This window comes from Haloarcula sp. Atlit-7R, assembly GCF_003666065.1.
Lineage (GTDB): Archaea > Halobacteriota > Halobacteria > Halobacteriales > Haloarculaceae > Haloarcula > Haloarcula taiwanensis.
The window spans coordinates 169,095-190,290 of record NZ_QXIK01000002.1; the positions used below are offsets into that span (position 1 = coordinate 169,095).

Annotated in this window: 22 protein-coding genes; 12 read left to right on the forward strand and 10 right to left on the reverse strand. The window is 63.7% G+C overall.

Annotated elements, in window-relative coordinates; translation table 11 throughout:
* Positions 1-10 precede the first annotated feature (10 nt).
* Together D3D01_RS04880 and D3D01_RS04885 are read right to left on the reverse strand one after the other, a co-directional pair.
* Positions 11-1,840, reverse strand: coding sequence for a ribosome biogenesis/translation initiation ATPase RLI (locus D3D01_RS04880; protein WP_101350941.1), 1,830 nt, complete (start codon positions 1,838-1,840; stop codon positions 11-13).
* 2 nt (positions 1,841-1,842) lie between these two features.
* Complete coding sequence (locus D3D01_RS04885; RefSeq protein WP_053967272.1) at positions 1,843-2,139, reverse strand: hypothetical protein; 297 nt, start codon at positions 2,137-2,139, stop codon at positions 1,843-1,845.
* 125 nt (positions 2,140-2,264) lie between these two features.
* Between D3D01_RS04885 and D3D01_RS04890 the strand changes: the two genes are divergently transcribed.
* A complete protein-coding gene (locus D3D01_RS04890) occupies positions 2,265-2,528 on the forward strand; it encodes a MarR family transcriptional regulator (RefSeq protein ID WP_101350940.1) in 264 nt (87 codons plus the stop codon).
* A 115-nt stretch (positions 2,529-2,643) separates the two neighbouring features.
* Here D3D01_RS04890 and D3D01_RS04895 read toward each other — a convergent pair whose 3' ends face one another.
* From D3D01_RS04895 to uvsE, 4 genes are all read right to left on the reverse strand, one after another.
* Positions 2,644-3,207, reverse strand: coding sequence for a cysteine hydrolase family protein (locus tag D3D01_RS04895; RefSeq protein WP_121511431.1), 564 nt, complete (start codon positions 3,205-3,207; stop codon positions 2,644-2,646).
* Entirely contained in the window at positions 3,207-4,028 is an 822-nt protein-coding gene (locus tag D3D01_RS04900) for a YqcI/YcgG family protein (protein WP_101350938.1), read from the reverse strand. The genes D3D01_RS04895 and D3D01_RS04900 overlap by 1 nt, the downstream gene beginning before the upstream one ends.
* A gap of 84 nt (positions 4,029-4,112) precedes the next feature.
* Positions 4,113-5,990, reverse strand: coding sequence for a PINc/VapC family ATPase (locus D3D01_RS04905; protein ID WP_121511432.1), 1,878 nt, complete (start codon positions 5,988-5,990; stop codon positions 4,113-4,115).
* 132 nt (positions 5,991-6,122) lie between these two features.
* Positions 6,123-7,046: a UV DNA damage repair endonuclease UvsE gene (uvsE, locus tag D3D01_RS04910; protein ID WP_121511433.1), complete on the reverse strand. Its 924-nt coding sequence runs from the start codon at positions 7,044-7,046 to the stop codon at positions 6,123-6,125.
* A gap of 207 nt (positions 7,047-7,253) precedes the next feature.
* Between uvsE and D3D01_RS04915 the strand changes: the two genes are divergently transcribed.
* From D3D01_RS04915 to D3D01_RS04935, 5 genes are all read left to right on the forward strand, one after another.
* Positions 7,254-8,336 carry a M20 family metallopeptidase gene (locus D3D01_RS04915; RefSeq protein WP_121511434.1) on the forward strand — a complete coding sequence of 361 codons (1,083 nt, stop codon included), beginning with the start codon at positions 7,254-7,256 and terminating at the stop codon, positions 8,334-8,336.
* A gap of 98 nt (positions 8,337-8,434) precedes the next feature.
* Positions 8,435-9,937: a carboxypeptidase M32 gene (locus D3D01_RS04920; protein ID WP_121511435.1), complete on the forward strand. Its 1,503-nt coding sequence runs from the start codon at positions 8,435-8,437 to the stop codon at positions 9,935-9,937.
* Between the two features lie 89 nt (positions 9,938-10,026).
* Entirely contained in the window at positions 10,027-11,001 is a 975-nt protein-coding gene (locus D3D01_RS04925; RefSeq protein ID WP_121511436.1) for a methyl-accepting chemotaxis protein, read from the forward strand.
* A gap of 82 nt (positions 11,002-11,083) precedes the next feature.
* Positions 11,084-11,899, forward strand: coding sequence for a molybdopterin-synthase adenylyltransferase MoeB (locus D3D01_RS04930; protein WP_101350932.1), 816 nt, complete (start codon positions 11,084-11,086; stop codon positions 11,897-11,899).
* An 89-nt stretch (positions 11,900-11,988) separates the two neighbouring features.
* Positions 11,989-12,360 (forward strand): DUF5658 family protein, encoded by a 372-nt coding sequence (locus D3D01_RS04935; RefSeq protein WP_101350931.1) that lies wholly within the window; start codon positions 11,989-11,991, stop codon positions 12,358-12,360.
* Here D3D01_RS04935 and D3D01_RS04940 read toward each other — a convergent pair.
* Positions 12,357-13,268 (reverse strand): cobalamin-binding protein, encoded by a 912-nt coding sequence (locus tag D3D01_RS04940; protein ID WP_121511437.1) that lies wholly within the window; start codon positions 13,266-13,268, stop codon positions 12,357-12,359. The two genes, D3D01_RS04935 and D3D01_RS04940, sit on opposite strands and share 4 nt — an antisense overlap.
* A 91-nt stretch (positions 13,269-13,359) precedes the next feature.
* Here D3D01_RS04940 and D3D01_RS04945 point away from each other — a divergent pair, with 91 nt between their 5' ends.
* A complete protein-coding gene (locus D3D01_RS04945) occupies positions 13,360-13,884 on the forward strand; it encodes an RNA-binding protein (RefSeq protein ID WP_121511438.1) in 525 nt (174 codons plus the stop codon).
* 22 nt (positions 13,885-13,906) lie between these two features.
* Here the strand turns inward: D3D01_RS04945 and D3D01_RS04950 are convergent, their stop codons facing one another.
* Positions 13,907-14,326, reverse strand: coding sequence for a hypothetical protein (locus tag D3D01_RS04950; protein WP_121511723.1), 420 nt, complete (start codon positions 14,324-14,326; stop codon positions 13,907-13,909).
* A gap of 145 nt (positions 14,327-14,471) precedes the next feature.
* Between D3D01_RS04950 and sepF the strand changes: the two genes are divergently transcribed.
* The 3 genes from sepF (at position 14,472) to D3D01_RS04965 (ending at position 16,663) form a co-directional block, all read left to right on the forward strand.
* Positions 14,472-14,831 (forward strand): cell division protein SepF, encoded by a 360-nt coding sequence (gene sepF, locus D3D01_RS04955; RefSeq protein ID WP_101351481.1) that lies wholly within the window; start codon positions 14,472-14,474, stop codon positions 14,829-14,831.
* A 123-nt stretch (positions 14,832-14,954) separates the two neighbouring features.
* A complete protein-coding gene (locus tag D3D01_RS04960) occupies positions 14,955-15,899 on the forward strand; it encodes an ABC transporter ATP-binding protein (RefSeq protein WP_121511439.1) in 945 nt (314 codons plus the stop codon).
* Positions 15,896-16,663 carry an ABC transporter permease gene (locus D3D01_RS04965; protein WP_101350927.1) on the forward strand — a complete coding sequence of 256 codons (768 nt, stop codon included), beginning with the start codon at positions 15,896-15,898 and terminating at the stop codon, positions 16,661-16,663. Before D3D01_RS04960 ends, D3D01_RS04965 begins: the two co-directional genes overlap by 4 nt.
* Before the next feature lie 333 nt (positions 16,664-16,996).
* On the opposite strand, the gene D3D01_RS04970 is transcribed toward D3D01_RS04965, so the two are convergent.
* Positions 16,997-17,389: a DUF5611 family protein gene (locus tag D3D01_RS04970; RefSeq protein WP_053967287.1), complete on the reverse strand. Its 393-nt coding sequence runs from the start codon at positions 17,387-17,389 to the stop codon at positions 16,997-16,999.
* A 38-nt stretch (positions 17,390-17,427) separates the two neighbouring features.
* Complete coding sequence (locus tag D3D01_RS04975; RefSeq protein ID WP_101350926.1) at positions 17,428-18,279, reverse strand: hypothetical protein; 852 nt, start codon at positions 18,277-18,279, stop codon at positions 17,428-17,430.
* A gap of 149 nt (positions 18,280-18,428) precedes the next feature.
* Here D3D01_RS04975 and D3D01_RS04980 point away from each other — a divergent pair, with 149 nt between their 5' ends.
* Together D3D01_RS04980 and D3D01_RS04985 are read left to right on the forward strand one after the other, a co-directional pair.
* On the forward strand, positions 18,429-19,760 hold the full coding sequence (locus D3D01_RS04980; protein ID WP_121511440.1) for a PKD domain-containing protein: 1,332 nt from the start codon (positions 18,429-18,431) through the stop codon (positions 19,758-19,760).
* A 397-nt stretch (positions 19,761-20,157) separates the two neighbouring features.
* Positions 20,158-20,832, forward strand: coding sequence for a hypothetical protein (locus D3D01_RS04985; RefSeq protein ID WP_121511724.1), 675 nt, complete (start codon positions 20,158-20,160; stop codon positions 20,830-20,832).
* The last annotated feature ends 364 nt before the right edge of the window (positions 20,833-21,196 follow it).

The following is a 21,196-nucleotide window of genomic DNA, read 5'->3' on the forward strand; positions in this document are numbered from 1 at the left end:
CTGCGTGAGCCTACGGGGCGTAGTAGTACTCGCCAGCGTTCTTCTGTTCGCGGTCCAGTTGCGAGTCGGGCTTGTTGATGCGGGGCCGTGAGGTCCGCTCGTCCCGGCGGAAGGTAATGTCGAGGTTCTGCAGGAACTCGTTCATCCCCTCGCGCATACCCTGTGGCGGCGCGGCGTGGCCGCTTTTCGCCGGTTCGCCGTCGAAGACGAGCAGGCGGTCGGCCAGCAGGTCGATCATGTAGATATCGTGGTCGATGACCATTGCCGTCGCGTCGTGGTTCTCGGCGTACCGGCGGATGGCGGAGGTCGCCATGACCCGCTGTTCCACGTCCAGGTGCGCCGAGGGTTCGTCCAGCAGGTAGAGGTCGGCGTCCTTCGAGAGGCAGGCCGCGATGGCGACCCGCTGGCGCTCCCCGCCCGAGAGGTCGGTGAGTTGCTGTTCCATCACCGACTCGAGCTGGAGCGGTTGTGCGATTTCGGTGTTCCAGTAGGAGCTCCCGAAGTCGTCGGTAATCGACGCGAGGAAGGCGTCGACCCGCATCGGCTGGTCAATTTCGATGTACTGGGGCTTGTAAGCGATGTCGAGGCTGGTGTCGACTTCGCCCGCGGTCGGTTCCAGCCGGCCGGCGAGCATCTTGGCGAACGTCGACTTCCCGATGCCGTTCGGGCCGACGACGCCCAAGACTTCGCTCTCGCGGATGGTGCCGGCCTCTACGTCCAGCGAGAACTCGCCGTCGCCGTAGCTCTTCTGGAGGTCGGGGTACTCGATGACCACGTCGCCGGTCGAGGCCGTCCGGGGCGCGTGCTCCTCGAACTCGATTTCCGTCTGGCGGACGCGCATATTCTCGTTTTCGAGGTAGCCCGAGAGGTACTCGTTGATACCCTTCTTCGTCGATTTGGGCGGTGTGATGATACCGAACGCGCCGGGAGTCCCGTAGGCGACGTTGATGTTGTCCGCGAGCAGGTCGAGGATGGCGAGGTCGTGCTCGACGACGAGCATCGAACGGTCCTCCTCCTCGGCGAGTTCGCGGATGAGCCGTGCGGCAGTCATGCGCTGGCCGATGTCCAGATACGGCGTGATCTCGTCGAGGAAGTAGAAGTCGGCGTCCCGCGCCAGTGTGGCGACGAGCGCGACGCGCTGAAGTTCCCCACCCGAGAGGTCGTCGATGTGGTTGTCGACGACCGGCCCGATGCCGGTCCGCTCGATGAGGTAGTCCAGTTCGCCGCGCTCGTCGGTCTGGTCGAGTAGCTGCCGCGCCTTGCCGTCGAACTGGTCCGGAATCCGGTCGACGTACTGGGGCTTGCGAGCGACGGTCACGTCGCCGTCGCGCATCTGCTCGAGGTACTCCTGCAGGGCGGTCCCGCGGTACTCGTCGAGAATTTCGTCCCAGTTTGGCTCCTCGCCGTAGCGGCCCAGGTTGGGCTGCATCTCGTCGGCGAGGATGCGCACAGCGGTGGTCTTCCCGATGCCGTTCGGGCCGAGAATCCCGGTCACCTGTCCCTCGGCGGGGCTCGGGAGCCCGTACAGTGCGAAGGCGTTCTCCCCGTAGCGGTGGACCGGGTCGTCGGTCAGCTCCTGTGGGAGATTGATGATCTCGATTGCGTCGAACGGACACTTGTTCACGCAGATACCGCAGGACTCGCCCAGACAGATCTCCTCGGAGATGCGGACCTGGTCGGGCTGGCCCTCGAAGGGCTCGTCCTCCTCGTACTCGTCTTCGCGCTTGACGATGCACTCTTTCCCGCTGCGGTTGGGCGGGCAGTAGTTCATGCACTCGTAGTTACAGCGGTCGGGCTGGCACCGCTCTAGGTCGACGACGGCGATACTGTCCTCGGCCATCGTTACGCTCCCGTCGTCAGCAGAATGCCCCACGAGACGAACCACAGCGAGAAGGTCATGAAGCCGATATAGAGCACGTCCTTCGTCGAGAGGTCGTCCGTGTCGATGCCGATCACCCGCAGAATCGGGAACTGTGCTGCGATAGCGACCGCGAGGACGAGCACGCCTTGTGGGTCGTTCGGCGCGGTCGCTAATGCGTTGGAACCGAACGCGGCGGCGATGCCAGCGACGGCTGTCAGCGTCGTGACAGTGAGCCCCCGCATATGGGAACTCATTCCGTCCGCCGTTTCCGTAGCCATACCACACGTTCCACTACCCGCAACCAAAAGGTGCGCGGTTCAGGGCTGTGACGCGGCCGCGAATGCGTGCGCCGTCGAGACTGACTCCTCAATCTTTATGCGCCCGGCGCTTGTGATTACGGGTAATGACGGACTCTGATGGGGAAGCCATCGCAGACCTTCCGCCGAGCGCAAAGCTCGTGTACAAGGTTCTGGAGTACGACGGCCCGCTGACACAGAAAGGCATCGTCGAGGAGTCGATGCTTTCGGCACGGACCGTCCGTTACGCTCTGGAACGACTCGACGAAGTCGGTGTTATCGAAGAAGACGTGTACTTCGCTGACGCGCGGCAGAACCTCTACGAAATCACCGATCAACCGGCGGAAGCGGACGCCGCTGTCTCGGACTGACCGCTTTCTCGCTTGGCTGTTTCGCGACGCGACCACGCGCTATAGTTGAACCGATTTACACACCGATCGCACTGCAGTCGTGCGGGTGTGCATTGACTTTCAATGGCTACTATAGTTACAGCGATGCGACCACGTCGCCCGTCGTCGCAATGGCCGCGAACTCACCGCGTAGTTGCGCCAGCGCCGTCCGGTGGACCAGCGGCGCGTCGAACCGCTCGCCGTCGAGCGCGCGGCCGAACGTCGCCGTCGCGTCGCTCGCGACGACCACGTCGAACCCGCGGTTCTCGGCCATCCGCGCCGTCGTCGAGACGCAGTGGTCGGTCGTCAGCCCGCAGACGACGACGGTCCCATGGCCGCGCTCGCGGAGCCAGGCCTCCAGCCCGGTGTCGACGAACGCGCCGTTGACGCGCTTCACGAACGTCGCTTCGCCCGGTTCTGGTTCCAGTTCCGATTTGAACGCAAAGCCCGGCTCCCCCCGCCGGAGCGGCGAGTCCGGCTCCGTCGAATCGTGGCGGACGTGAACCACGGGCAGGTCGCGCTCGCGCCACGCCGTGAGCAGGCGCGCCGCGTTCGCCTCGGCATCGGGGTTGTTTCGGGAACCCCACCGCGACTCGTCGAATCCCTGCTGGAAATCTACCAGCACGAGTACCGGGTCCGCGGGGAGCGAGAGCGCCGCCATCAGTCGGCCGGCTCCGGCGCGGGCGTCTCGACGAGCCACTCCGATTTCGGATGCTCGCGCGTCACAGTCATCGGACATTCGTCGGGGGCCTGGGCCTCGTCCGAGGACAGCATGTACTGGGGCCACTCGCGGTCGCCCTCGACACCCCAGTCGCCGATGTCGGCGTGGGGGCAGACGCCGTCGTACTCTTCGAGGCGACCCTGGATGACCTCGCGGGCGTGCTGGCCGGCCTCGGTGTCGGCGGTGACGTTCAGGTCCTCGAACAGCGCCCGGGGCTGGAACGTAATCTCCAAGCCGACCGGGCAGTAGCGGCTCTTCCGCGTGTCGTAAAACGGCGCGCGGCAGGTCGGGAACATCGGTTCGCCGCCGAAGCAAAACTCCCAGTAGGGGTCGTCGGTGTCGGTCGGAATGTCCTCAGGCCAGGGCTCCGGGTCGTGGACGTGCAGGAACTGGAGGATATGCCAGAGGCGGTCGTGGTACTCGGCCTCCGTCAGTGGCCGCTCGGGCGGTCGGAAGAACGTCACCAGCGAGGCCCGCTCGCTGTGGTCCTGATAGGTGTCCAGATATTCCAGGACCGTCCGGCCGAGGTCGAACAGCGCGTCGGGGTCGCTCATCGACGGGACGGCCGTGTACAGCGGCTCGCCGTCCCGGACCGACTCCGCGCCGAAGAAACAGGGGAACGGCGTGCCGTTTCGCTCGCCGGTCAGCCCCTCGCTGAAGGTCCGCCAGTGGTCGGCGACCCAGTCGGGCGCGGCCCCGCGCTCGACCCGGTCGGCCAGCGTCGCCTGGTCCACGAGCCTGCCGACGACTGTGTCGGTCATACACTGACTGTGGTGCTACAGCGGAATTTAGCTGTCGTTTTCGGCGGTTCGGCCCGCCGTTGAATGCTGTCCGCTCGCCGACCTCTACGACGGCACGACGGTAATCGTGCTGCCGCGGTCGATCGCTCGCTCTAGTTCCTCGGCGATGCCCGACCCGCGAGAGACCTGAATCTCGCCGCTGCGGGAGACCGTCGCGGTGAAGAGGTACTCGCCGTCGGCCTGCAGTTCGACCGTGTCGCCGGCGTGGCCGTCGAGCGGGACGATGACGTGTCGGGACGTGACTTCCGGCTGGACGATTTCGCCCTGCTTGCCGCCGGACTCGGTCTGTGGGCCGCCCGAGGGGCCGGACGGTCGTTCCTCGAAGGTCCGCACGTCGATGTCGATGCCGAGGCGATTCTCCACGTCGGAGATGCGGCCGCCGCCCTTGCCGATGACCTGCGAGATGTCGTCGTCCTCGACCCAGACGACGGCGGTGTTGGGCCCGCGCAGTTCGACCTCGACGTGGCCCCGCGCGATGGAGCGTATCTCGCGTTCGACCTCCTGCTTGGCGAGGCGGTCGACGCCGGAGTCCTGCTGGTCCCCGTCGTCGTTCAGCGGGACCGTGACGACCTGGCGGTTGAACGTGTATATCTCGTACTCGGGGCGACCGGTCTCGAAGTCCTTGACCATGATGACCGGCCGCGCGAGGTCCTCCTCCATCAGGCCCTGCGGGACCTTGACCTCGGTCGAGACGTCGTAGACGGTGTGGACCTCGCCGGCCTCGATGTAGACGACGGTGTCGACGATTTGCGGGATGAGCCCGAGTTCGACGCGGCCGATGAGCCGCTGGAGCGCGTCGATGGCACGGGTGGCGTGGACGACCCCGACCATGCCGACGCCGGCCAGGCGCATGTCCGCGAACACCTCGAAGTCGTCGGTCTTGCGGACCTCGTCGTAGATGGTGTAGTCCGGCCGGACCATCAGCAGGGAGTCGGCGGTCTTCTCCATGGACCCGCCGAGTTCGGTGTACTGGGTGATGTTCGGGCCGACTTGGAGGTCCCGCGGTTTCTCCATCGTCTTGACCGCGTAGTCGGCGTCGACGAGGAACTCGCCGACCGCCTGTGCGAAGGTGGACTTCCCCGCCCCGGGCGACCCGGAGATGAGGACGCCGCGCTGGTGCTCGGTGAAGCGGTCACGGAGTTCGTCGGCGTACTCGTAGTCGTCGAGTTCGGTCTTGACGATGGGCCGGACAGCCGTGATTTCGAGCGCGTCCGAGAAGGGCGGTCGCGCGATGGCGATGCGGTAGTCCCGGAACTGCGTGATTGTCATGCCGGGCTCGTCGAGTTCGAGGAAGCCGTCCGGCGAGGCGCGCGCGCTTTCCTCGATGTCGGCGGCGTACTCTCGCAGTTCGCTCTCTGTCGCGGGGTCGTCGCGGATTGGCGTGTACTGCATATCGCCGATAGACCCCTTCTTGGCGTAGGGCTGGACGCCGACCTTGAGGTGGACGCTCATCGTCCCCTCGTCGAAGAAGTTCTCAATCTGGAGCCGGTCGACCGTCCGCTTTACCGGCTCGACGAACTCCACGGCGAGCCCTTTCGCGCGGGCGACCTCGGCCTGTACGTCGTCGCTGGTCACGAGCGTCGCGTCGCGGTCACCGGCGATGTCCCGGATGAGCGCGTCAATCTGCCCTTCTCCGGCCTCCCGTTTCTCGATGGCGTCGGGCCGCCGGCCGACGTACTCCACGTCGATGAGGCCGTCTTCGGCCAGGTCGACGAGCGTCTGGAGTTCTTCCAGTCCCTCCCAGCCCGTCTCGCGGCCGTCGTTCGCCTGTGCTTCGAGTTCGCCGACGACAGCTTCGGGAACGACGACTGTCGCGCCGGCAAAGCCCATGCCGTCGACATCCGTGTCAGGGTCGGCATCAGCCTTCACCTGGTCGGACACGCGGCCGTCGATGACCACGCTCGTGTCCGGTACGATTTCCATATCGGCCGTTGGAGACTGCCGTTGATAAGGGTGTGGAGTCTTCCGCCCCACTACAGGGGCAGCGGCAGCATGCTCCCCTTCGACGCCAACGATGCGGCGGCGGACATACCGGGCTATGCGGCAGCGTGTCGCTCACACCGGGTGTAGCGCGTGGTCACCGGCAGCTGCTCGCAGGCGAAACAACGACCGTTCCTTGCCGTGGGATTCGATCATTACGTCCGACTGGTCGGTGAGCCAGCCTGGGACAGCAGCCACGTGATCGGCGTGTGCCTGTGGGCTCGCATCGCTGTCGCGGCCGAGGCGTGCCGGCTCGGAGTAATGCGTGATCGGCCGGACCCCGTCCCACGTGTCCCGAGCCAGGTCGAACCCCTCACGGTACGTGAGCCCGCGGTCGGTGAAGCTGTGATGGTGGTAATCGAACGTCACGGGGATATCGACTCGGCTGGCCACGTCCGTAACGAGTTCCTGTACGCTCCACAGCGACTCGGCGTCGTCATTTTCGACAGTCAGTCGGTCGCGAGCCCGCGGCGCGAGGTCGCTGACGACATCACAGAACCGATCGGCTGTCGCCGCCTTGTCACCGTAGTGCGCTCCGATATGGATGTTAATCGCATACCGCGGAGACCGCGGCAGTCCCATCAGGTCGAGCCAGCGGCCGTGGTGCTCGACCGACTCGACAGAGCGGGCAACAGTATCGTCGGATTCGCTCGCGAGCTTACACCAGTGGCTCGGGTGAAACGTCAGGCGCATATCGGCGTCCTGGACCAGTTCGCCACACTCCTGTGCCAGTGACTGAATCCGCTCGTAGTTCGGCAGAGCGGTGAGTTCGAACTGTGAGTTCCACGGGACGAGCTTTGAGCTACAGCGGTAGAACTTGATACCATGGTCGCGGTTCCACAGCAGAATCTCGCGCAGGTCCTCGAAGTTTTGCTCGGCAAGCGTGGCCGCGTACTCGATGCCGTCAGACTCCCAGGTCTTTTTTTGCATATCGCGATTGCACCGGCGGGGCGGGTCACGCTCTCGGAGCGTCCGGTTCATCGCAGCGTAGCCCAGCATTACCCGAGTATTGCCGCTCAACACGGACAGGTGTTCGGTTCGACAGCCGGTGCCGAACGTCTTTGAAAAACCGCCACCAGCTTGAGTCCAGATACAGCTTTATGACAGAGCGGCCGCTCACCTTTCGCTGGGTCCGCGGACGCCGGACGGTCGAAGCAATCGCTGCCCGCCCCGGACTTTTTCCTGTCCCGGTTCCCGACCCACGGTATGGACACGCTGCCGTCGCTGACTCGTGCCCTCGTTTCGATCCCCAGTCACGACGACGAAGCGGCTGCTGGGGAGTACATCCTGACGTGGCTCCGGGACCACACTGATGCGCAAGTCACCCGCGACGACCACGGCAACGTCATGGCCTGCAAGGGGCAGGGCGACGACACGCTCGCCCTCGTCGGCCACCACGACGTGGTCCCGCCGGACGACTCACAGGTCGACGCCGACGGCGAGTACGTCGTCGAACAGCGCGACGGTCGCCTCTACGGTCGGGGCACGGCGGACATGAAAGGGTGTGTCGCCGCGGCGATGCTGGCCTTCCGGGACGCCGACCCCGCCGGCGAACTGGTCTTTGCCTCCTTCGTCGGCGAGGAACAGGGCGGGGTCGGCTGCCAGGCCGCCATCGAGGATGGCTTCGCGCCCGACTACGCCGTCGTCGGCGAGGGGTCGACCGGCTACTCCGCCCCTGGCACCACGGATGTGGCCGTCGCGCACAAAGGTCGGCGCGGGTCGACGCTGGTCGCCGAGGGCGCGGCGGCCCACGCGAGCGAACCCGACGCCGGCGCAAACGCCATCTACCGCGCGACCGACGCCGTCGACGTGGTCCGGGACCTCGACTTTCCCGAGACAACCGTGCTGGGCCACGAGTTGAGCGGGAGCGTCGCCGTCACGGAAATCGACGGTGGCTCCGCGTGGAACGTCATCCCCGAGCGATGCGAGGTCACCGTCGACGAGCGGACGGTCCCCGGCGAGCGCGCGCCGCTCGACCGCGCCGAGGCCGTCGACGGCGTGACCTGGCGCGTCGACCAGGACCTCCCGCCGATGGCCTGCGGCGACGCCGACTTCGCGGATAGGGTGCTGGACGCCGCCGCTGATGCGCAGGACAGCACGCCCGAGCACGTCGTCAAACCGCACGCGACCGACGCCGGCTGGCTCGCACAGGCCGGAACGGACTGTGTAATCGTCGGTGCGGCCGAACCCGGCGAGGCCCACACCGCCGACGAGAGCGTGTCGCTGGCCGTCCTACAGCGGTGCCGCGAGGTTTACGAGCGCGTCGCCGAGTCGTGGCCGTCCGAGTGACTGCCGACTGTGCCGTGTCGCCCTGATAGGCCCTACTCGCTCGTGCACCCCTTACCGGCGGCATCGGGTCTTTACCGTCGCCGGCCTAACCCCGCCGTATGGCAACAGCGAGCGAGGACACCGAGTCCACGTACGAGCAGTTTCTGGATCACGTCCGCCGCCTCCACTACGTCCAGGACGCTGGCGGCGTCCTGAACTGGGACCAGCAGGTGATGATGCCCGACGCCGGGACGCCGGCCCGGGCGAAACAGACCTCCGCCATCTCGACGCTCCATCACGAACTGCTGACCGACGACGACCTGGCCGAGTGGCTGGACGAACTCGACGACGCCGACCTCGACGCCGAACAGGAAGCCGTCGTCCGGGAGGTCCGCCGGGACCACGAGCGGGCGACGAAGGTCCCCGCCGACCTCGTCGAGCGCATCTCGGAGGCCTCTTCGAACGCCCTGCCGGTCTGGAAGGAGGCCAAGGCCGAGGACGACTTCGACGCCTTCGCCGACACGCTCGAAGAACTGGTCGAACTCCGCCGGGAGTACGCCGCGGCCATCGACCCCGACCGCGACCCCTACGAGGTCCTCTTCGAGGAGTACGAGCCCTACCTCGGCATCGACACCGCCGAGGAAGTGCTGACGGACCTCCGGGACGCGCTCGTCCCGCTCATCGACGACATCGCCGACAGCGACGTGACCCTCGCGGACCCGTTCGAGGGGACCTACGACGACGACACCCAGCACGGCCTCGTCGAGACCGCGCTGGACACGCTGGGCTACGACTGGGACCGCGGCCGACTAGACACCGCGCCCCACCCGTTCTCGATGGGGACGCAGTTCGACGCCCGCGTCACCACCCGTTTCACCCCCGAGGACCCGCTGGACGCGCTCGGGTCGACCATCCACGAGTTCGGCCACGCCACCTACACGCTCGGTCTGCCACAGGAAGCGTACGGCACGCCGCTCGGCGACAACCGCGACCTCTCGGTCCACGAGTCCCAGTCGCGCTTTTGGGAGAACCACGTCGGCCGCTCAGAGCCCTTCTGGGACTTCTTCGCCGACACCGCGAATGACCACCTCGGGACCGACGCGTCGCCCCGCCAGTTCTACGAGGCCGCAAACGAGGTGTACGACGACAACCTCATTCGGGTCGAAGCGGACGAACTGACCTACCACATGCACATCATCGTCCGCTTCGAAATCGAGCGGGACCTCATCCGCGGGGACCTCGAGGTCTCCGAAGTGCCCCAGGTCTGGAACGACAAGATGGAGGAGTACCTCGGCGTCCGGCCCGACACCGACGCCGAGGGCTGTCTGCAGGACATCCACTGGACGAACGGGGCCTTCGGCTACTTCCCGACATACACGCTCGGGTCGGTGCTGGCCGCGCAACTGGACCACCACGCCCGCGGGGACATCGACGGCTTCGACGACCACGTCCGGGCCGGTGAGTTCGACCCCATCCACGACTGGCTCACCGAGAACATCCACCAGCACGGTGCTCGCTACCGGACCGACGACCTCGTTGAAGAAGCGACTGGTGAATCCTTCACCGCCGACCACTTCCTCGACTACGCCGAGGAGAAGTACCGTTCGCTGTACGACTGCTGACACGACGGTCGACAAACGTCGTTCCAGATATCGACTCTGATACTATTGGGCTATTCGTTTTATATTCCCCGCACATTGTGGCGACTACTATGGCTGAGAGACCGACGGAAAACGTACGGGGTCAAACGGGTGCGGGGATCGAAACGGACGTCGAAGACGAGGTCGCGGAGAACATCGATACAGAGGCCGGCTACAGCCACACCGCTGCGAGCGAAATCCAGACGATGCTGGCCGAGGTGGAGGGGTCGTCGGTCGGAATCGCGGAGGAAACGGCCGACATCCGCGAACAGGCCGCCGAACAGTACGAGAGCCTGACAGACATCGCAAACGAGGTGTCGAACCTCTCTGCGTCGGTCGAACAGATAGCTTCCTCCTCCGAAGAGGTGTCCGCGGCCTCCCGCGAAGCGAAGGAACTCGCCGAGCGCGGGCAGGGGAACGCCGACGACGTTCACGAGGCGATGGAGAACATTCAGCAGGCGGCCGACAGCGTCGCCGAGGATGTCAAGACGATACAGCAAAGCGTTCAGGAGATCGACGAAATCGTCGACGTCATCAACGACATCGCCGACCAGACCAACATGCTGGCGCTGAACGCGTCTATCGAGGCCGCTCGCGCCGGTGAGGCGGGCGAAGGGTTCGCCGTCGTCGCAAACGAAGTCAAAAGCCTCGCCGAGGAGTCACAGGAGCAAGCGACGACTATCGAGCAGATGATCGACGGCATCCAAGACGATACCGAGAACGCCGTCGAGAGCCTCGAAGAGAGCAACGAAGAGATTGACGCGGGAATCGACACGGTCGAAGAATCGACCGAAATCCTCGAAGAGATCGACGACACCGTCCGCGAGGTCAACAACGGTATCGAGGAGGTCGCGACAGCCACGGACCAGCAGGCCGCCTCGACTGAGGAAGTGGCCAGTATGATCGACCAGTCCACGGGCGCAGCCAAGGATATCGCCGACAGCACGGCCGATATCGCCGAGGAATCCGACGAGCAAACAGACCTTCTCACCGACATCAATCAGGCGATGGACGACCTCGTCGCGGGCCTCCAGCGCAACAACTGAACAGCCTGCACACTTCGGCCATACAGTTCGAAGCACCCGAGTCGAACCAGTCGTTTATTCGTCCGGGTGGCGTACGGCCGGTATGCGACCGGATCTGGACCCAGAACAGCTCGACCGCTACTCCCGGCACATCATCATGAACGACGTCGGGCCAGAGGGCCAGGCCGCACTGCTCGACACCGACGTGCTGGTCGTCGGGGCCGGCGGCCTCGGCGCGCCGGTGCTCCAGTACCTCGCGGCTGCGGGTATCGGTCGGCTCGGTATCGTCGACGACGACACCGTCGAGCGGTCGAACCTCCAGCGGCAGGTCATTCACGGCGACGACGATGTGGGGCGGCCGAAAGTCGACAGCGCCGCGGAGTTCGTCACGGGCCTCAACCCCGACGTGAGCGTCGACCGCCACGAACTGCGGCTGGCCCGGGAGAACGCTGCCGACCTGGTGGCCGACTACGACATCGTCGTCGACGCCTCCGACAACTTCGCCACGCGCTTTCTGGTCAACGACGCCTGCACGCTCTCGAACACGCCGTTCTCCCACGGCGCTATCTTCCAGTTCGAGGGGCAGGTGACGACGTTCTCCGGCGACAGCCCGTGTTACCGCTGTCTGTTCCCCGAAGCGCCGCCGGAGGGAACTGTCCCCGACTGCGCGACCGCAGGCGTGCTGGGCGTCCTGCCGGGCACCATCGGCTGCATGCAGGCGACCGAAGTCGTCAAGCTCGCCATGGACTACGGCGAGACCCTGGAGGGCCGGCTCATCGCCTACGACGCCGCCGAGATGTCCTTCGAGGAAATCCCCGTCGCGGCCAACCCCGACTGCCCGGTGTGTGGCGACGACCCGGCCATCGCCAGCGTCGCCGACGCCAGCTACGAGGGCCGCTGTTCGCTCGCTGAGGACTGACCGGCCCGCGCTCCGGTGCCGTTCTCACAGCTGATACTGCGGAACCGAGGTTTATGTCACGATAGCCACGAGTCGGGACAACGTCCCACATGTCCCGCCCCGACCACGCGCCCCACCCCTTTTCCGTCCGCCTCCAGAAGCCCGGCTACGTCGAACTGGTGTTCTCGCTGGTGCTCGTCTGGGGCTTCGGCGATGCGCTGTCGACGCTGTTCGCCGCGCAGTTTGCCGGGCCGGGACTGGAGGCTAACCCGTGGATACGGACCCTCCTCATCCACGAACCGCTGCTCGTGATTGCCCTGAAGATGGCTGTCGTCCTCTACGTCGGCGTCGTTCTGCTGGAGTGTCGCGACGTGGTCGAGCGAGTCCCGCTGTGGCGGGCCTGGCTCCTCGGCGTCGTCGCCGTCGGCGCGGTCGTCGTCCTCGGCAACACCTACGTCGGCCTGGCCGCGGCCGCCGCCTAGGCCCGGACGGTCCCGAGTTCGACAACGGCGTCCCGCGGCGGCGTCTCGAACAGGTCCGGATGGACGAGTGCCGCCAGGAACTCAAGCGTGTCTACGAGCCGCGGCCCCGACCGGTTGACGTAGTGGTGGCCGTCCATCACGTACGCCCGGCCCTCGCGGACGGCCGTCAGGTCGTCGAAGCCGGGGCGGTCGGTCAGGTCGGCACGGTTCTCGCGAGTCTGTGCCACGTCGAAGCCACAGGGTGCGGCCACCAGCACCTCGGGGTCGTACTCGCGGACCGCCGTCCACTCACGCGGCCGGGAGTGTGCGCCGGCCGCTTCCATTCCGTAGGTCCCACGGGCCGTCTCGATCATTTCCGGGACCCAGTGGCCGGCGACCATCACCGGGTCCAGCCAGTCCAGCACCGCCACGCGAGGTGTCGTCTTGGCCCGTGCTGCCGTCGTCTCGACGGCCGCGACCCGGTCCCTGAGGTCGGCGACGAGTTCGGCGGCGCGGTCGTCACGCCCGACTGCTGCACCGACCCGGTGGATGGAGTCGAACAGGTCGTCGAGGCTGTGGACATCGAGTGTCAGTACGTCGGCGTCCAGTCCCAGTTCCTCGACGGCCTCGGCGACCAGCACGTGATCGACGGCGCACACGTCACAGACGCCCTGGGTGACGATGAGGTCGGGTTCCAGTTCCGCCAGTGTCTCGCGGTCGATGGCGTAGACGCCGTCGCTCTCCTCGGCGGCCGCGACCTGCTCGTTTATCTCGCCGCTCGATGCTGTCGGGTCGACGCGAGAGCGGTTGACCGACGGCTTCTCGCGGGCCGCTGGCGGATGGTCGCACTCATGTGAGACACCGACCGGCTCGACACCGAGCGCGTAGACGATCTCCGTCGCCGAGGGCAGGAGCGTGACGACTCGCATACTCCGACCTTGGTCCGCGCGGACAAAAACCTGCGTCCGCCGCCTCGCACGCTTCGTTACGCTTACCCTCTGTCGCCGACGAGACGCGGGCATGGAAGTCAAGTCGCGACACCACCTCCGTTCGGACGAGGTTGACACCATCACGACGGCGCTGTCGGAGAATCTCGGTGTCGAACTCGACGCGGATAGCTTCGAGAAGGTCGAGTTCGACGACAGCGACTGGGACGTCGTCCTCGTCGACGGCGACCCGCTCGTCCTCTACCTAGATCGCGAGGGACCCCGTCCCTCGGATGGAGGCGGCGAAGCCGCCGAGAAAGAGCCGTTCCTCACAGTACAGGGCGCCAACCAGCACCCGCCCGAGAAACACGTCGTCACCGTCGACGCCGGGGCCGTCTCCTTTGTCTCAGACGGCGCGGACATCATGCGGCCGGGCATCACCGAGGCCGACGACGACATCAGTGAGGGCGATTTGGTCGTCATCAACGAGGAGTCCCACGGGAAGTTCCTCGCTGTCGGCCGCGCGCAGACCGACGGCGACGATATGGTCGGCGACAGCGGGCAAGTCGTCAAGTCGCTCCACCACGTCGGCGACGATCTGTTTGAGTTTTCGGTGTAGGGCAGTTCTGTACTCGCTTCAGTCACACCAGCGGCCGGAGCCCGAACCGGTCGAAGTCACGGTCTAACGTAACTCTGAGGAGCGCTTCGGCCACGCCAGCGCCCACGGCAACGCCGAGCAACAGGGGCCAGACGGTGAGATACGACGACAGCGGGTGGAGATGCGTCCCGTAGAGCCATTCAACCACCGTGTTGCCGAGTAGCCAGAACGTCACAAGCACCGGCGTGACGAGCGAAAGACGACTACAGAGATACAGCGGGACGGCACCCGTGAGGAACATCCCGACGGCGGCATAGCTGGCCCCGAACGCAAGGGTCGCCGTGTCGTGTGACAAAAAGTGGACGCCGTTCGCAAACAGCCACGACAGTACGCCGATGGCATAGAGGATGCCACCGACGGCTGCGACGGTACTGGGCGTTGACCTGATGGAGGGCAGGCGCATCGGTGTCAGTGTTCGTTCCATCACCTAAATAACGTTTTGTGCAGCCCACGTCGTTCTCGGTCGTCACCACGGCCGATCAGGGTGTGCTGTGGCGATACGTTCGATGGACGAAAAGTTGAAACGGGTAGCGAACGCCGTGAGTGACATGGGACTGATGAGCAAGATCCTCGGGGAGTCTGGGTCCTCTCGGAACACCGAGGATTACGTCGAACTGAACGCGAACGAATTCGAGATGACCGGGACGGAACTCGAACGTCAGGTCCGTATCGCCCGCATCAGTGACAAGCAGGACGTCATCGAGATCAAAGACGCCGTCTACGACGGCGACGTGGTCGTCGCGGATATCACGCGCCACTCCACACAGGACCGCACGATGGAACACATCAGCGACGAGCTCAAGCAGGTCGCCAACGAGGTCGGCGGCGACATCGTCCAGAAGGACGACGACCAGCTCATCATCACGCCGGCTGGCGTCGGCATCTCTCGGGAACGACTCGGCCGATAGGAGTGTGCTAGTCCGGTCGACGGGACCTCGCTGTTCGGTCGACCTTGTCAGCTTATCTCAGTCTAACTGCCGGTTTTCGGGGGCTTCAATGCGTTTTTCGGTGTCGCCACGCTAAGGGCGGCAATGACTGAACCGGCGATACGCGCTAGCGGGTTACAGAAGCGCTACGGCGATGTCCAGGCACTCGACGACCTGGAACTGACAGTCGAGCAAGGCGAGTTCTTCGGCCTGCTCGGCCCGAACGGGGCCGGCAAGACGACGTTCATCAACACGCTGGTCGGCCTCGTCCACAAGGACGGGGGAACCGCGGAGGTGTTTGGCTTCGACGTGGAGGACGACTACCGCGAGGTCCGCGACCGTATCGGCGTCGCACCACAGGAGTTCAACGTCGACCGCTTTTTTCCCATCATCGAGGTACTGGAACACAAGGCGGGCTACCACGGTATCAGCCGGGCCGAGGCCAGAGAGCGGGCCGAGGACGCGCTGAAGACCGTCGGCATCTGGGACAAGCGCGACACGCGCTTCGACTGGCTCTCCGGCGGGATGAAACGGCGGTTCGTCCTCGCCCGCGCACTCGTCTCGAACCCGGACCTGCTCATCCTCGACGAGCCGACGGCGGGGGTCGACGTCCAGCTCCGCCACGACCTCTGGGAGATTATCAACCGGATGAACGACGCCGGGACGACGATTCTGCTGACGACCCACTACATCGAGGAGGCCGAGCGGCTCTGTGACCGGGTCGCGATTATGGACGACGGGCGGAAAGTCGAGGTGGCGACCCCCGACGACCTGATGGCCCGCGGCACGGACACGATCGTCCTCGAACTCGCCGAGACCCCGCGGACGGCCCCGCGACTCGACGTTGAGGGCATCACGGACGTGGAACTGACCGACGAGGGGCTGGCCGTCACTGCGATGGGTGGGAGCCAGACCGCGCCGGCCATCATGCGCGAACTCGAAGCCCGGGGCCACACCGTCACCTCGCTGGAGATCCGCCGCGCGTCGCTCGAAGAGGTGTTCGTCGACATGACCCGCGACGACCGCGAGTACGCGGAGGTGTCGGCATGAACCCGAACGCGACGCAGTTCCTGACACTGGCCCGGCGGGAAGTGCTGCGGTTCGTCCGCCGGCCGTACAACACCTTCCTCCCGCCGATTATCACGAACGCGCTGTATTTCTCCGTGTTCGGGGTCATCCTCGGGAGCCGAATCGGCGAAATCGCGGGCGTGAGCTACCTCCAGTTCGTCCTGCCGGGACTTGTCGTGCTCGGGGCCATCTCGGACAGTTTCGAGAACGCCTCCTTCACCATCTTCCACGGGCGCTGGAACGACTACATCCAGGCCGTGCTCACGTCCCCGATGTCGAACCGGAGCATGGTGGCCGCCTACGTCTCGGCCAGTGCGCTCCGTGGTATCGTCACGTCCTTGCTCATCGTCGGCGTCGGGCTGATATTCACGTCTGTCCCCGTCGCCAACCCCCTGTATCTCGTCTCGTTCCTGCTGGTGATTACCACGCTGTTCGGCGGGCTCGGTGTTATCGGCGGCCTCTGGGCGAGCGACTTCGACTACCTGACGGTGATGAACCAGTTTATCCTCCGGCCGCTGGTGTTTTTCGGCGCGGTGTTTTACTCGCTGGAAGTCCTCCCGGCGTTCTGGCGCAGCGTCTCGTTGCTCAACCCGATGGTATACATGGTGAACGGCGTCCGCTACGGGATGATCGGTGTCACCGAAATCGATCCGAACACGTCGCTGGCCGTCCTGACCGGGACAACCGTCGTCGTGTTGTCTATCGACTTCCTGCTGTTCAAGCGCGGCTACGGGCTCGCCGAATAGCGCCGTCGCTCGGGTCCCTCCGTGGCCGGTAAAACTGGGCTGCGGGCTCGATGCCTGACCTGGCCGCGAATGCCGGATTGGGTCCGCTCCGGCGGGCGGACAAACTATGACAGGCTGCCCCGGAATCCGCGTCCGTGGCAACACGAGGGGTGTCTCGTGCCCCGGATACTTGTGAGCGCCTCCGGGTGAGGCGTATGTGAATGTATGCCACAAGCGTATTTAGATGTGACGCCCGTCTGACGCTGTGTGATAATGGCGGTACTCGGTCCGGAAGAACCAGCAGCTACGAGCCACGTATCGCTGGCACTCACGACTCGCGCCCGACGACCGGCCTCAGACGTTGTCCGGGGCGTCGGCGTCGTCCTCGACCGAGCGCTTCAGCGAATCGCGGCGCGCCTTCGCGTCGCGGTCGGTCGCTTCCTCAAGGAAGTCGTTCTTGATGGCGACCGCGTCTTCGGCCGCATCGACGTTGCCTTCGGCTATGACCTCCTCCGCGGGCCGCTCGTCGATGTGCAGCGCGAGTTTGTCCTTCTTCGAGCCGTACTCGACGCGGCCCGCGACGACCCGCTCGAACACGGGGTTGTCCGGGTCGTCGACGACCAGCAGGTCGTTGCCTTCGTACTCTTCCGTATCGGTCACTTCGCCGAAGTACTCCTCGACGAACGCTTCCATGTCAGGGACGCGGTCTTCGAGATGCTCGCCCCGTCGCATCTTGTACTCTCGCATGGGCGAGTTTTTGCGAGGGGCTGTCTTACCCTTTGCGTTCACTCCTCGTCACGGGTGATAAGTGACCCCTTGTGACACTCCGGACAGAAGTCCCCGGCACGCAACGATGTCGACTCCACTTCGGTGGTGAAGCCACACTCTGGACAGGCAAACTCGCCCTCCGGAACCGTCACGGCGCTGTCGCTGGTCGGTTCGACGCTCGAATCGTCGTCCGTTCCGGTGTCGACCGGCATCGTCTCCGGCGACCAGCCGTCCCCGTCATCTCCCGGCTCATCGGGCCACTCACCGGGCTGTCGGTCGTCGCCAGCCGGCTCTGATTCCTCTTCCTCGCCGAGAATGAGTCCGTCGTCTTTCTCGGGGTCGGTCTCGTCTTCGGGTACCGGCTCCTCGCCTTCCGCGTCCGGCACGTCGACCGTCGTCGTCGGCTCGTCCAGTTCCACGTCGCCGCTCTCCTCCTCGCCGTCGTCCCCGTCGTCGATAATCTCGGCGTCGTCGGCGGACGGGTCGACCGACTCCCCGTCGTCCGCGTCGTCGAGTCCCGCGTCCCCCGGCGCTTCGACCGGGTCGTCGACGCTGTCCCAGCCGTCCGACCGCTCCCTTTCCTCGTCATCGGGACTGACTGTGCTCTCAGCCGGGTCGTCTTCCGGCTGTGACTCGGTCTCCGGCCTTTCGGATCCGGACTCTTCTTCGACGAGGTCGCTGGCGATGTCCGACGGTGTCTCGATAGCCGTTACCTCCTTGTTTTCCGAGACAATTCGCGTATTTCCACACCGCTCACAGGTCTCCCGTTCCTGGATGGTGATGACGACTTCGCTACCCTGCTCTTCGCGCTCGCGCTCGACGGTGGTCTCACCGTACTTGTGCCCGAGGACGGAACATTTGAGACCCATTGCCAGAACTTCCCACCGTGGCGTACTTAAACCCTGCCCGTTGGCTCGACCGCTCGTGACAGAACGCTACCCCGTTTCGCGACACTACTACATTAATTTCAGCATAGCTTGTGAAATTTTATAACTGGAAGCGGTACTACGTTACGCCAATGCAGCGGATGACGACGCTCGTGGTGTCGGTCCTCGCCCTCTCAGCACTTCTCTGTGGAACAGCGATGGCGACCGAGAACCAGCCACCGCTTGCTGACGCCGGACTGGACCAGTCCGTCGAGCGAGGGACGTCGGTCCAGTTGGACGCCAACGGCTCGCGCGACCCCGATGGCACAGTTGAATCATTCGAGTGGACCATCGAAGCGCCGGACGGCACAGCACGCACACCCGACTGCCTGACCTGTGCCAAGACGACGTTCTCACCGGCTGAAACCGGCCAATACAACGTCACTGTCGCCGTCACTGATGACGACGGGGCGTCGCGTTCGGACACGCTCCATGTCGACGTGGTGGCCGCCGGCGGGCCGTCAGTCTCGGTTTCGGCCCCATCTGCCGTTCCCGTTGGCCTCCAGCGGAACCTGACTGCCAATGTGACTGCCGGCGACGCTGACCTCCGAACGCTCGCCTGGGTCGTCAACGGCACCGCTCAGAACCAGACGCGACTCGCCGGCGAGAACGGGAGCTCGACCATCACGCATACATTCAACGAATCCGGCTCTGTCTCCGTCCGTGCGGTCGCCTACGATGCTGCCGGAGGGCGTGGCGTCGCTAACCGGTCGATTCAGGTGGCCGGCTCGTCCGGTACCGGTAGCAGCGCTGGTGGCAACAACTGTCCGGGCGGCAGCGGGAACTACTACGTTGACGGCGAAAACATGGGCTGTACGAGTGCCGCCATGACCATCGAGGATACCATTGTCGATACTGACGGCCGGGATGGTCTATGGCTGTACGTGGACAATGAACTCACCAAGATAATCGAGGAAGAGAACATGAACAAGTACTCCGAAGACGGGTATGGGGGCACGTTCAGCGAAGAAACTATTGATGAGCAAAAACAGGCCGCAAAGAGAGAACAAACTGCTCAATCAGAGGCCAGTGCCGATCGTAGAAGTGACGACGACGGAAGTGAAGGTAGGCCCAACGGTGGGAGCACCCGTCCGAACTCTAGTGTGCCGAATAACTTAGGCGGAGAAAATGATGGTAACGATGATGAGGAGTATGATTGGTCTTACGAGGACGACGATGCCAGTAGCAGTGGAGAGGGCGACGATGATAGCGAAAATAGCAACGGTGATGATGGCAGTAGTGACGACGACGGTGGCGGTGATGACGATGATGGTGGGATCCTTGGTGGCCTACTCGGCGGGGATAGCGATGATAATAGTAACGATGGCGGCGAAGGTTGGTTTGGTGGCGATAACGACGACGGCGACGGCAGCAATGATGACAGCACTGACGATAATGGCGGTGGCGGTTGGAGTTTTTGGTAATTTATTCCCATACTTATTTTATAGAATTAGATTTTATAATAGATAGCGAGCAAGTTAGAAATAGAATGAATCAAAAGTGCAAGCTTAGAGAGAGGGCAGGATGTCTGTTAGCGACTGCTGCAGGTCCTTCCCTACTATCAGTTCTCGCTCCGGTCATCATGTGGATAAACGACAGTGAGTATGGAAATGAACACTCAGCTACGTCCTGTACCCAGTCCAATGTTAGTTTCCTCAGCAATCCGATCGTGTTTGCCTCGTCATCAGGAGGAGTAAATCGGTGTGGGACAGCAGATGGCCTGGCTCCGGAACCGACGCCGATCGTGAATGGAATTTTGACACTCTCGTCTGTCGAAAAAGAAATAAACAATTCAGAACCTCATAGTGAGATTCAGGGATGATGTCCAATATTAGAAATATCGCCATCTCAGCCGCTTTTGTCCTTTTGATTATTTCGGTCGGTTGCTCTGCGTTCGTGGATGGAGATAGACAAGCAGATGATACATACACGTCGGCGCAGACTCCAGTCGCTACACCAGAGGATACCGAGACTACAACGCCCGTACCTACGGAGGCTAAAAATACGCCAGTAGCTACCGAGGTACCTGAAACAGAAACCGAATCTATTACCCGAGACGACCTCAGTAAGGCACAGAAGTTTGAGAAATTTGATGAGAATATGCAATATCTATATAATGCAGATGAAAAAAACCGTTCTGCCGAGATGGAGGCCTTCCCTGCAAATGACTCATACCACCTGACGGTTGAAATGCGAGATACTACGAACTTCACTAAGACCCGAAATGACCGGCTAAACCCGCTTTGGAAGTACTATGCCATTGTAGAGGACTACAATAATGATGATGATCACTTTCCAAAGAGAGACCACACGTATATCCCAGATACGGTCAATGTAACGTTCGTTACGGAAGATGGTGGAGTGTTTGAGACGACGTATATCAAGTACAATTGGGCGTACAAGTACTATACCGATGACTGGTCGATTCGGGTTCTCATGGCAAAGTATGGCTCTACCACCGAAGAGGGACCAGCGTACCACGAGAATGGTAGGTAGCGACACTCTCACATCTGTAGTGTGAGTCACAGAGTGTCTGTCAGTGACGACCGCGCTTCTCAGGGGCCCCGACGGTCGTTCGTCGAAACAACACGAGAGAGTTCAAACGAGTGAGGGGCTTCAATTGTTGACTGATTAACAACGGTGGAGTATGTTTGGTTTTTTTGCTCGCATGCCATCGACACCCAGACAGGTAGACAGTTAGCCACACTGTCACCGGTAGAGACGAAAGCGCCGAGCACGGAATTCAGCGCCGAGCACGCGAAGCAGCGAGTCATATCGTCTGTTCTGTTGGTGGATGGTTCACTGCACAGGATAGTATATCACAATTCCGAGGGACAAAGATTAGACCCAGCCGGTTTTA

What these genes read in the sequence shown, in the direction of transcription:
- D3D01_RS04880 (WP_101350941.1), bottom strand. Translation starts at nt 1,840, where the DNA reads ATGGCCGAGGACAGTATCGCCGTCGTCGACCTAGAGCGGTGCCAGCCC.
- D3D01_RS04885 (WP_053967272.1), bottom strand. Translation starts at nt 2,139, where the DNA reads ATGGCTACGGAAACGGCGGACGGAATGAGTTCCCATATGCGGGGGCTC.
- D3D01_RS04890 (WP_101350940.1), top strand. Translation starts at nt 2,265, where the DNA reads ATGACGGACTCTGATGGGGAAGCCATCGCAGACCTTCCGCCGAGCGCA.
- D3D01_RS04895 (WP_121511431.1), bottom strand. Translation starts at nt 3,207, where the DNA reads ATGGCGGCGCTCTCGCTCCCCGCGGACCCGGTACTCGTGCTGGTAGAT.
- D3D01_RS04900 (WP_101350938.1), bottom strand. Translation starts at nt 4,028, where the DNA reads ATGACCGACACAGTCGTCGGCAGGCTCGTGGACCAGGCGACGCTGGCC.
- D3D01_RS04905 (WP_121511432.1), bottom strand. Translation starts at nt 5,990, where the DNA reads ATGGAAATCGTACCGGACACGAGCGTGGTCATCGACGGCCGCGTGTCC.
- uvsE (WP_121511433.1), bottom strand. Translation starts at nt 7,046, where the DNA reads ATGCTGGGCTACGCTGCGATGAACCGGACGCTCCGAGAGCGTGACCCG.
- D3D01_RS04915 (WP_121511434.1), top strand. Translation starts at nt 7,254, where the DNA reads ATGGACACGCTGCCGTCGCTGACTCGTGCCCTCGTTTCGATCCCCAGT.
- D3D01_RS04920 (WP_121511435.1), top strand. Translation starts at nt 8,435, where the DNA reads ATGGCAACAGCGAGCGAGGACACCGAGTCCACGTACGAGCAGTTTCTG.
- D3D01_RS04925 (WP_121511436.1), top strand. Translation starts at nt 10,027, where the DNA reads ATGGCTGAGAGACCGACGGAAAACGTACGGGGTCAAACGGGTGCGGGG.
- D3D01_RS04930 (WP_101350932.1), top strand. Translation starts at nt 11,084, where the DNA reads ATGCGACCGGATCTGGACCCAGAACAGCTCGACCGCTACTCCCGGCAC.
- D3D01_RS04935 (WP_101350931.1), top strand. Translation starts at nt 11,989, where the DNA reads ATGTCCCGCCCCGACCACGCGCCCCACCCCTTTTCCGTCCGCCTCCAG.
- D3D01_RS04940 (WP_121511437.1), bottom strand. Translation starts at nt 13,268, where the DNA reads ATGCGAGTCGTCACGCTCCTGCCCTCGGCGACGGAGATCGTCTACGCG.
- D3D01_RS04945 (WP_121511438.1), top strand. Translation starts at nt 13,360, where the DNA reads ATGGAAGTCAAGTCGCGACACCACCTCCGTTCGGACGAGGTTGACACC.
- D3D01_RS04950 (WP_121511723.1), bottom strand. Translation starts at nt 14,326, where the DNA reads ATGCGCCTGCCCTCCATCAGGTCAACGCCCAGTACCGTCGCAGCCGTC.
- sepF (WP_101351481.1), top strand. Translation starts at nt 14,472, where the DNA reads ATGGGACTGATGAGCAAGATCCTCGGGGAGTCTGGGTCCTCTCGGAAC.
- D3D01_RS04960 (WP_121511439.1), top strand. Translation starts at nt 14,955, where the DNA reads ATGACTGAACCGGCGATACGCGCTAGCGGGTTACAGAAGCGCTACGGC.
- D3D01_RS04965 (WP_101350927.1), top strand. Translation starts at nt 15,896, where the DNA reads ATGAACCCGAACGCGACGCAGTTCCTGACACTGGCCCGGCGGGAAGTG.
- D3D01_RS04970 (WP_053967287.1), bottom strand. Translation starts at nt 17,389, where the DNA reads ATGCGAGAGTACAAGATGCGACGGGGCGAGCATCTCGAAGACCGCGTC.
- D3D01_RS04975 (WP_101350926.1), bottom strand. Translation starts at nt 18,279, where the DNA reads ATGGGTCTCAAATGTTCCGTCCTCGGGCACAAGTACGGTGAGACCACC.
- D3D01_RS04980 (WP_121511440.1), top strand. Translation starts at nt 18,429, where the DNA reads ATGCAGCGGATGACGACGCTCGTGGTGTCGGTCCTCGCCCTCTCAGCA.
- D3D01_RS04985 (WP_121511724.1), top strand. Translation starts at nt 20,158, where the DNA reads ATGTCCAATATTAGAAATATCGCCATCTCAGCCGCTTTTGTCCTTTTG.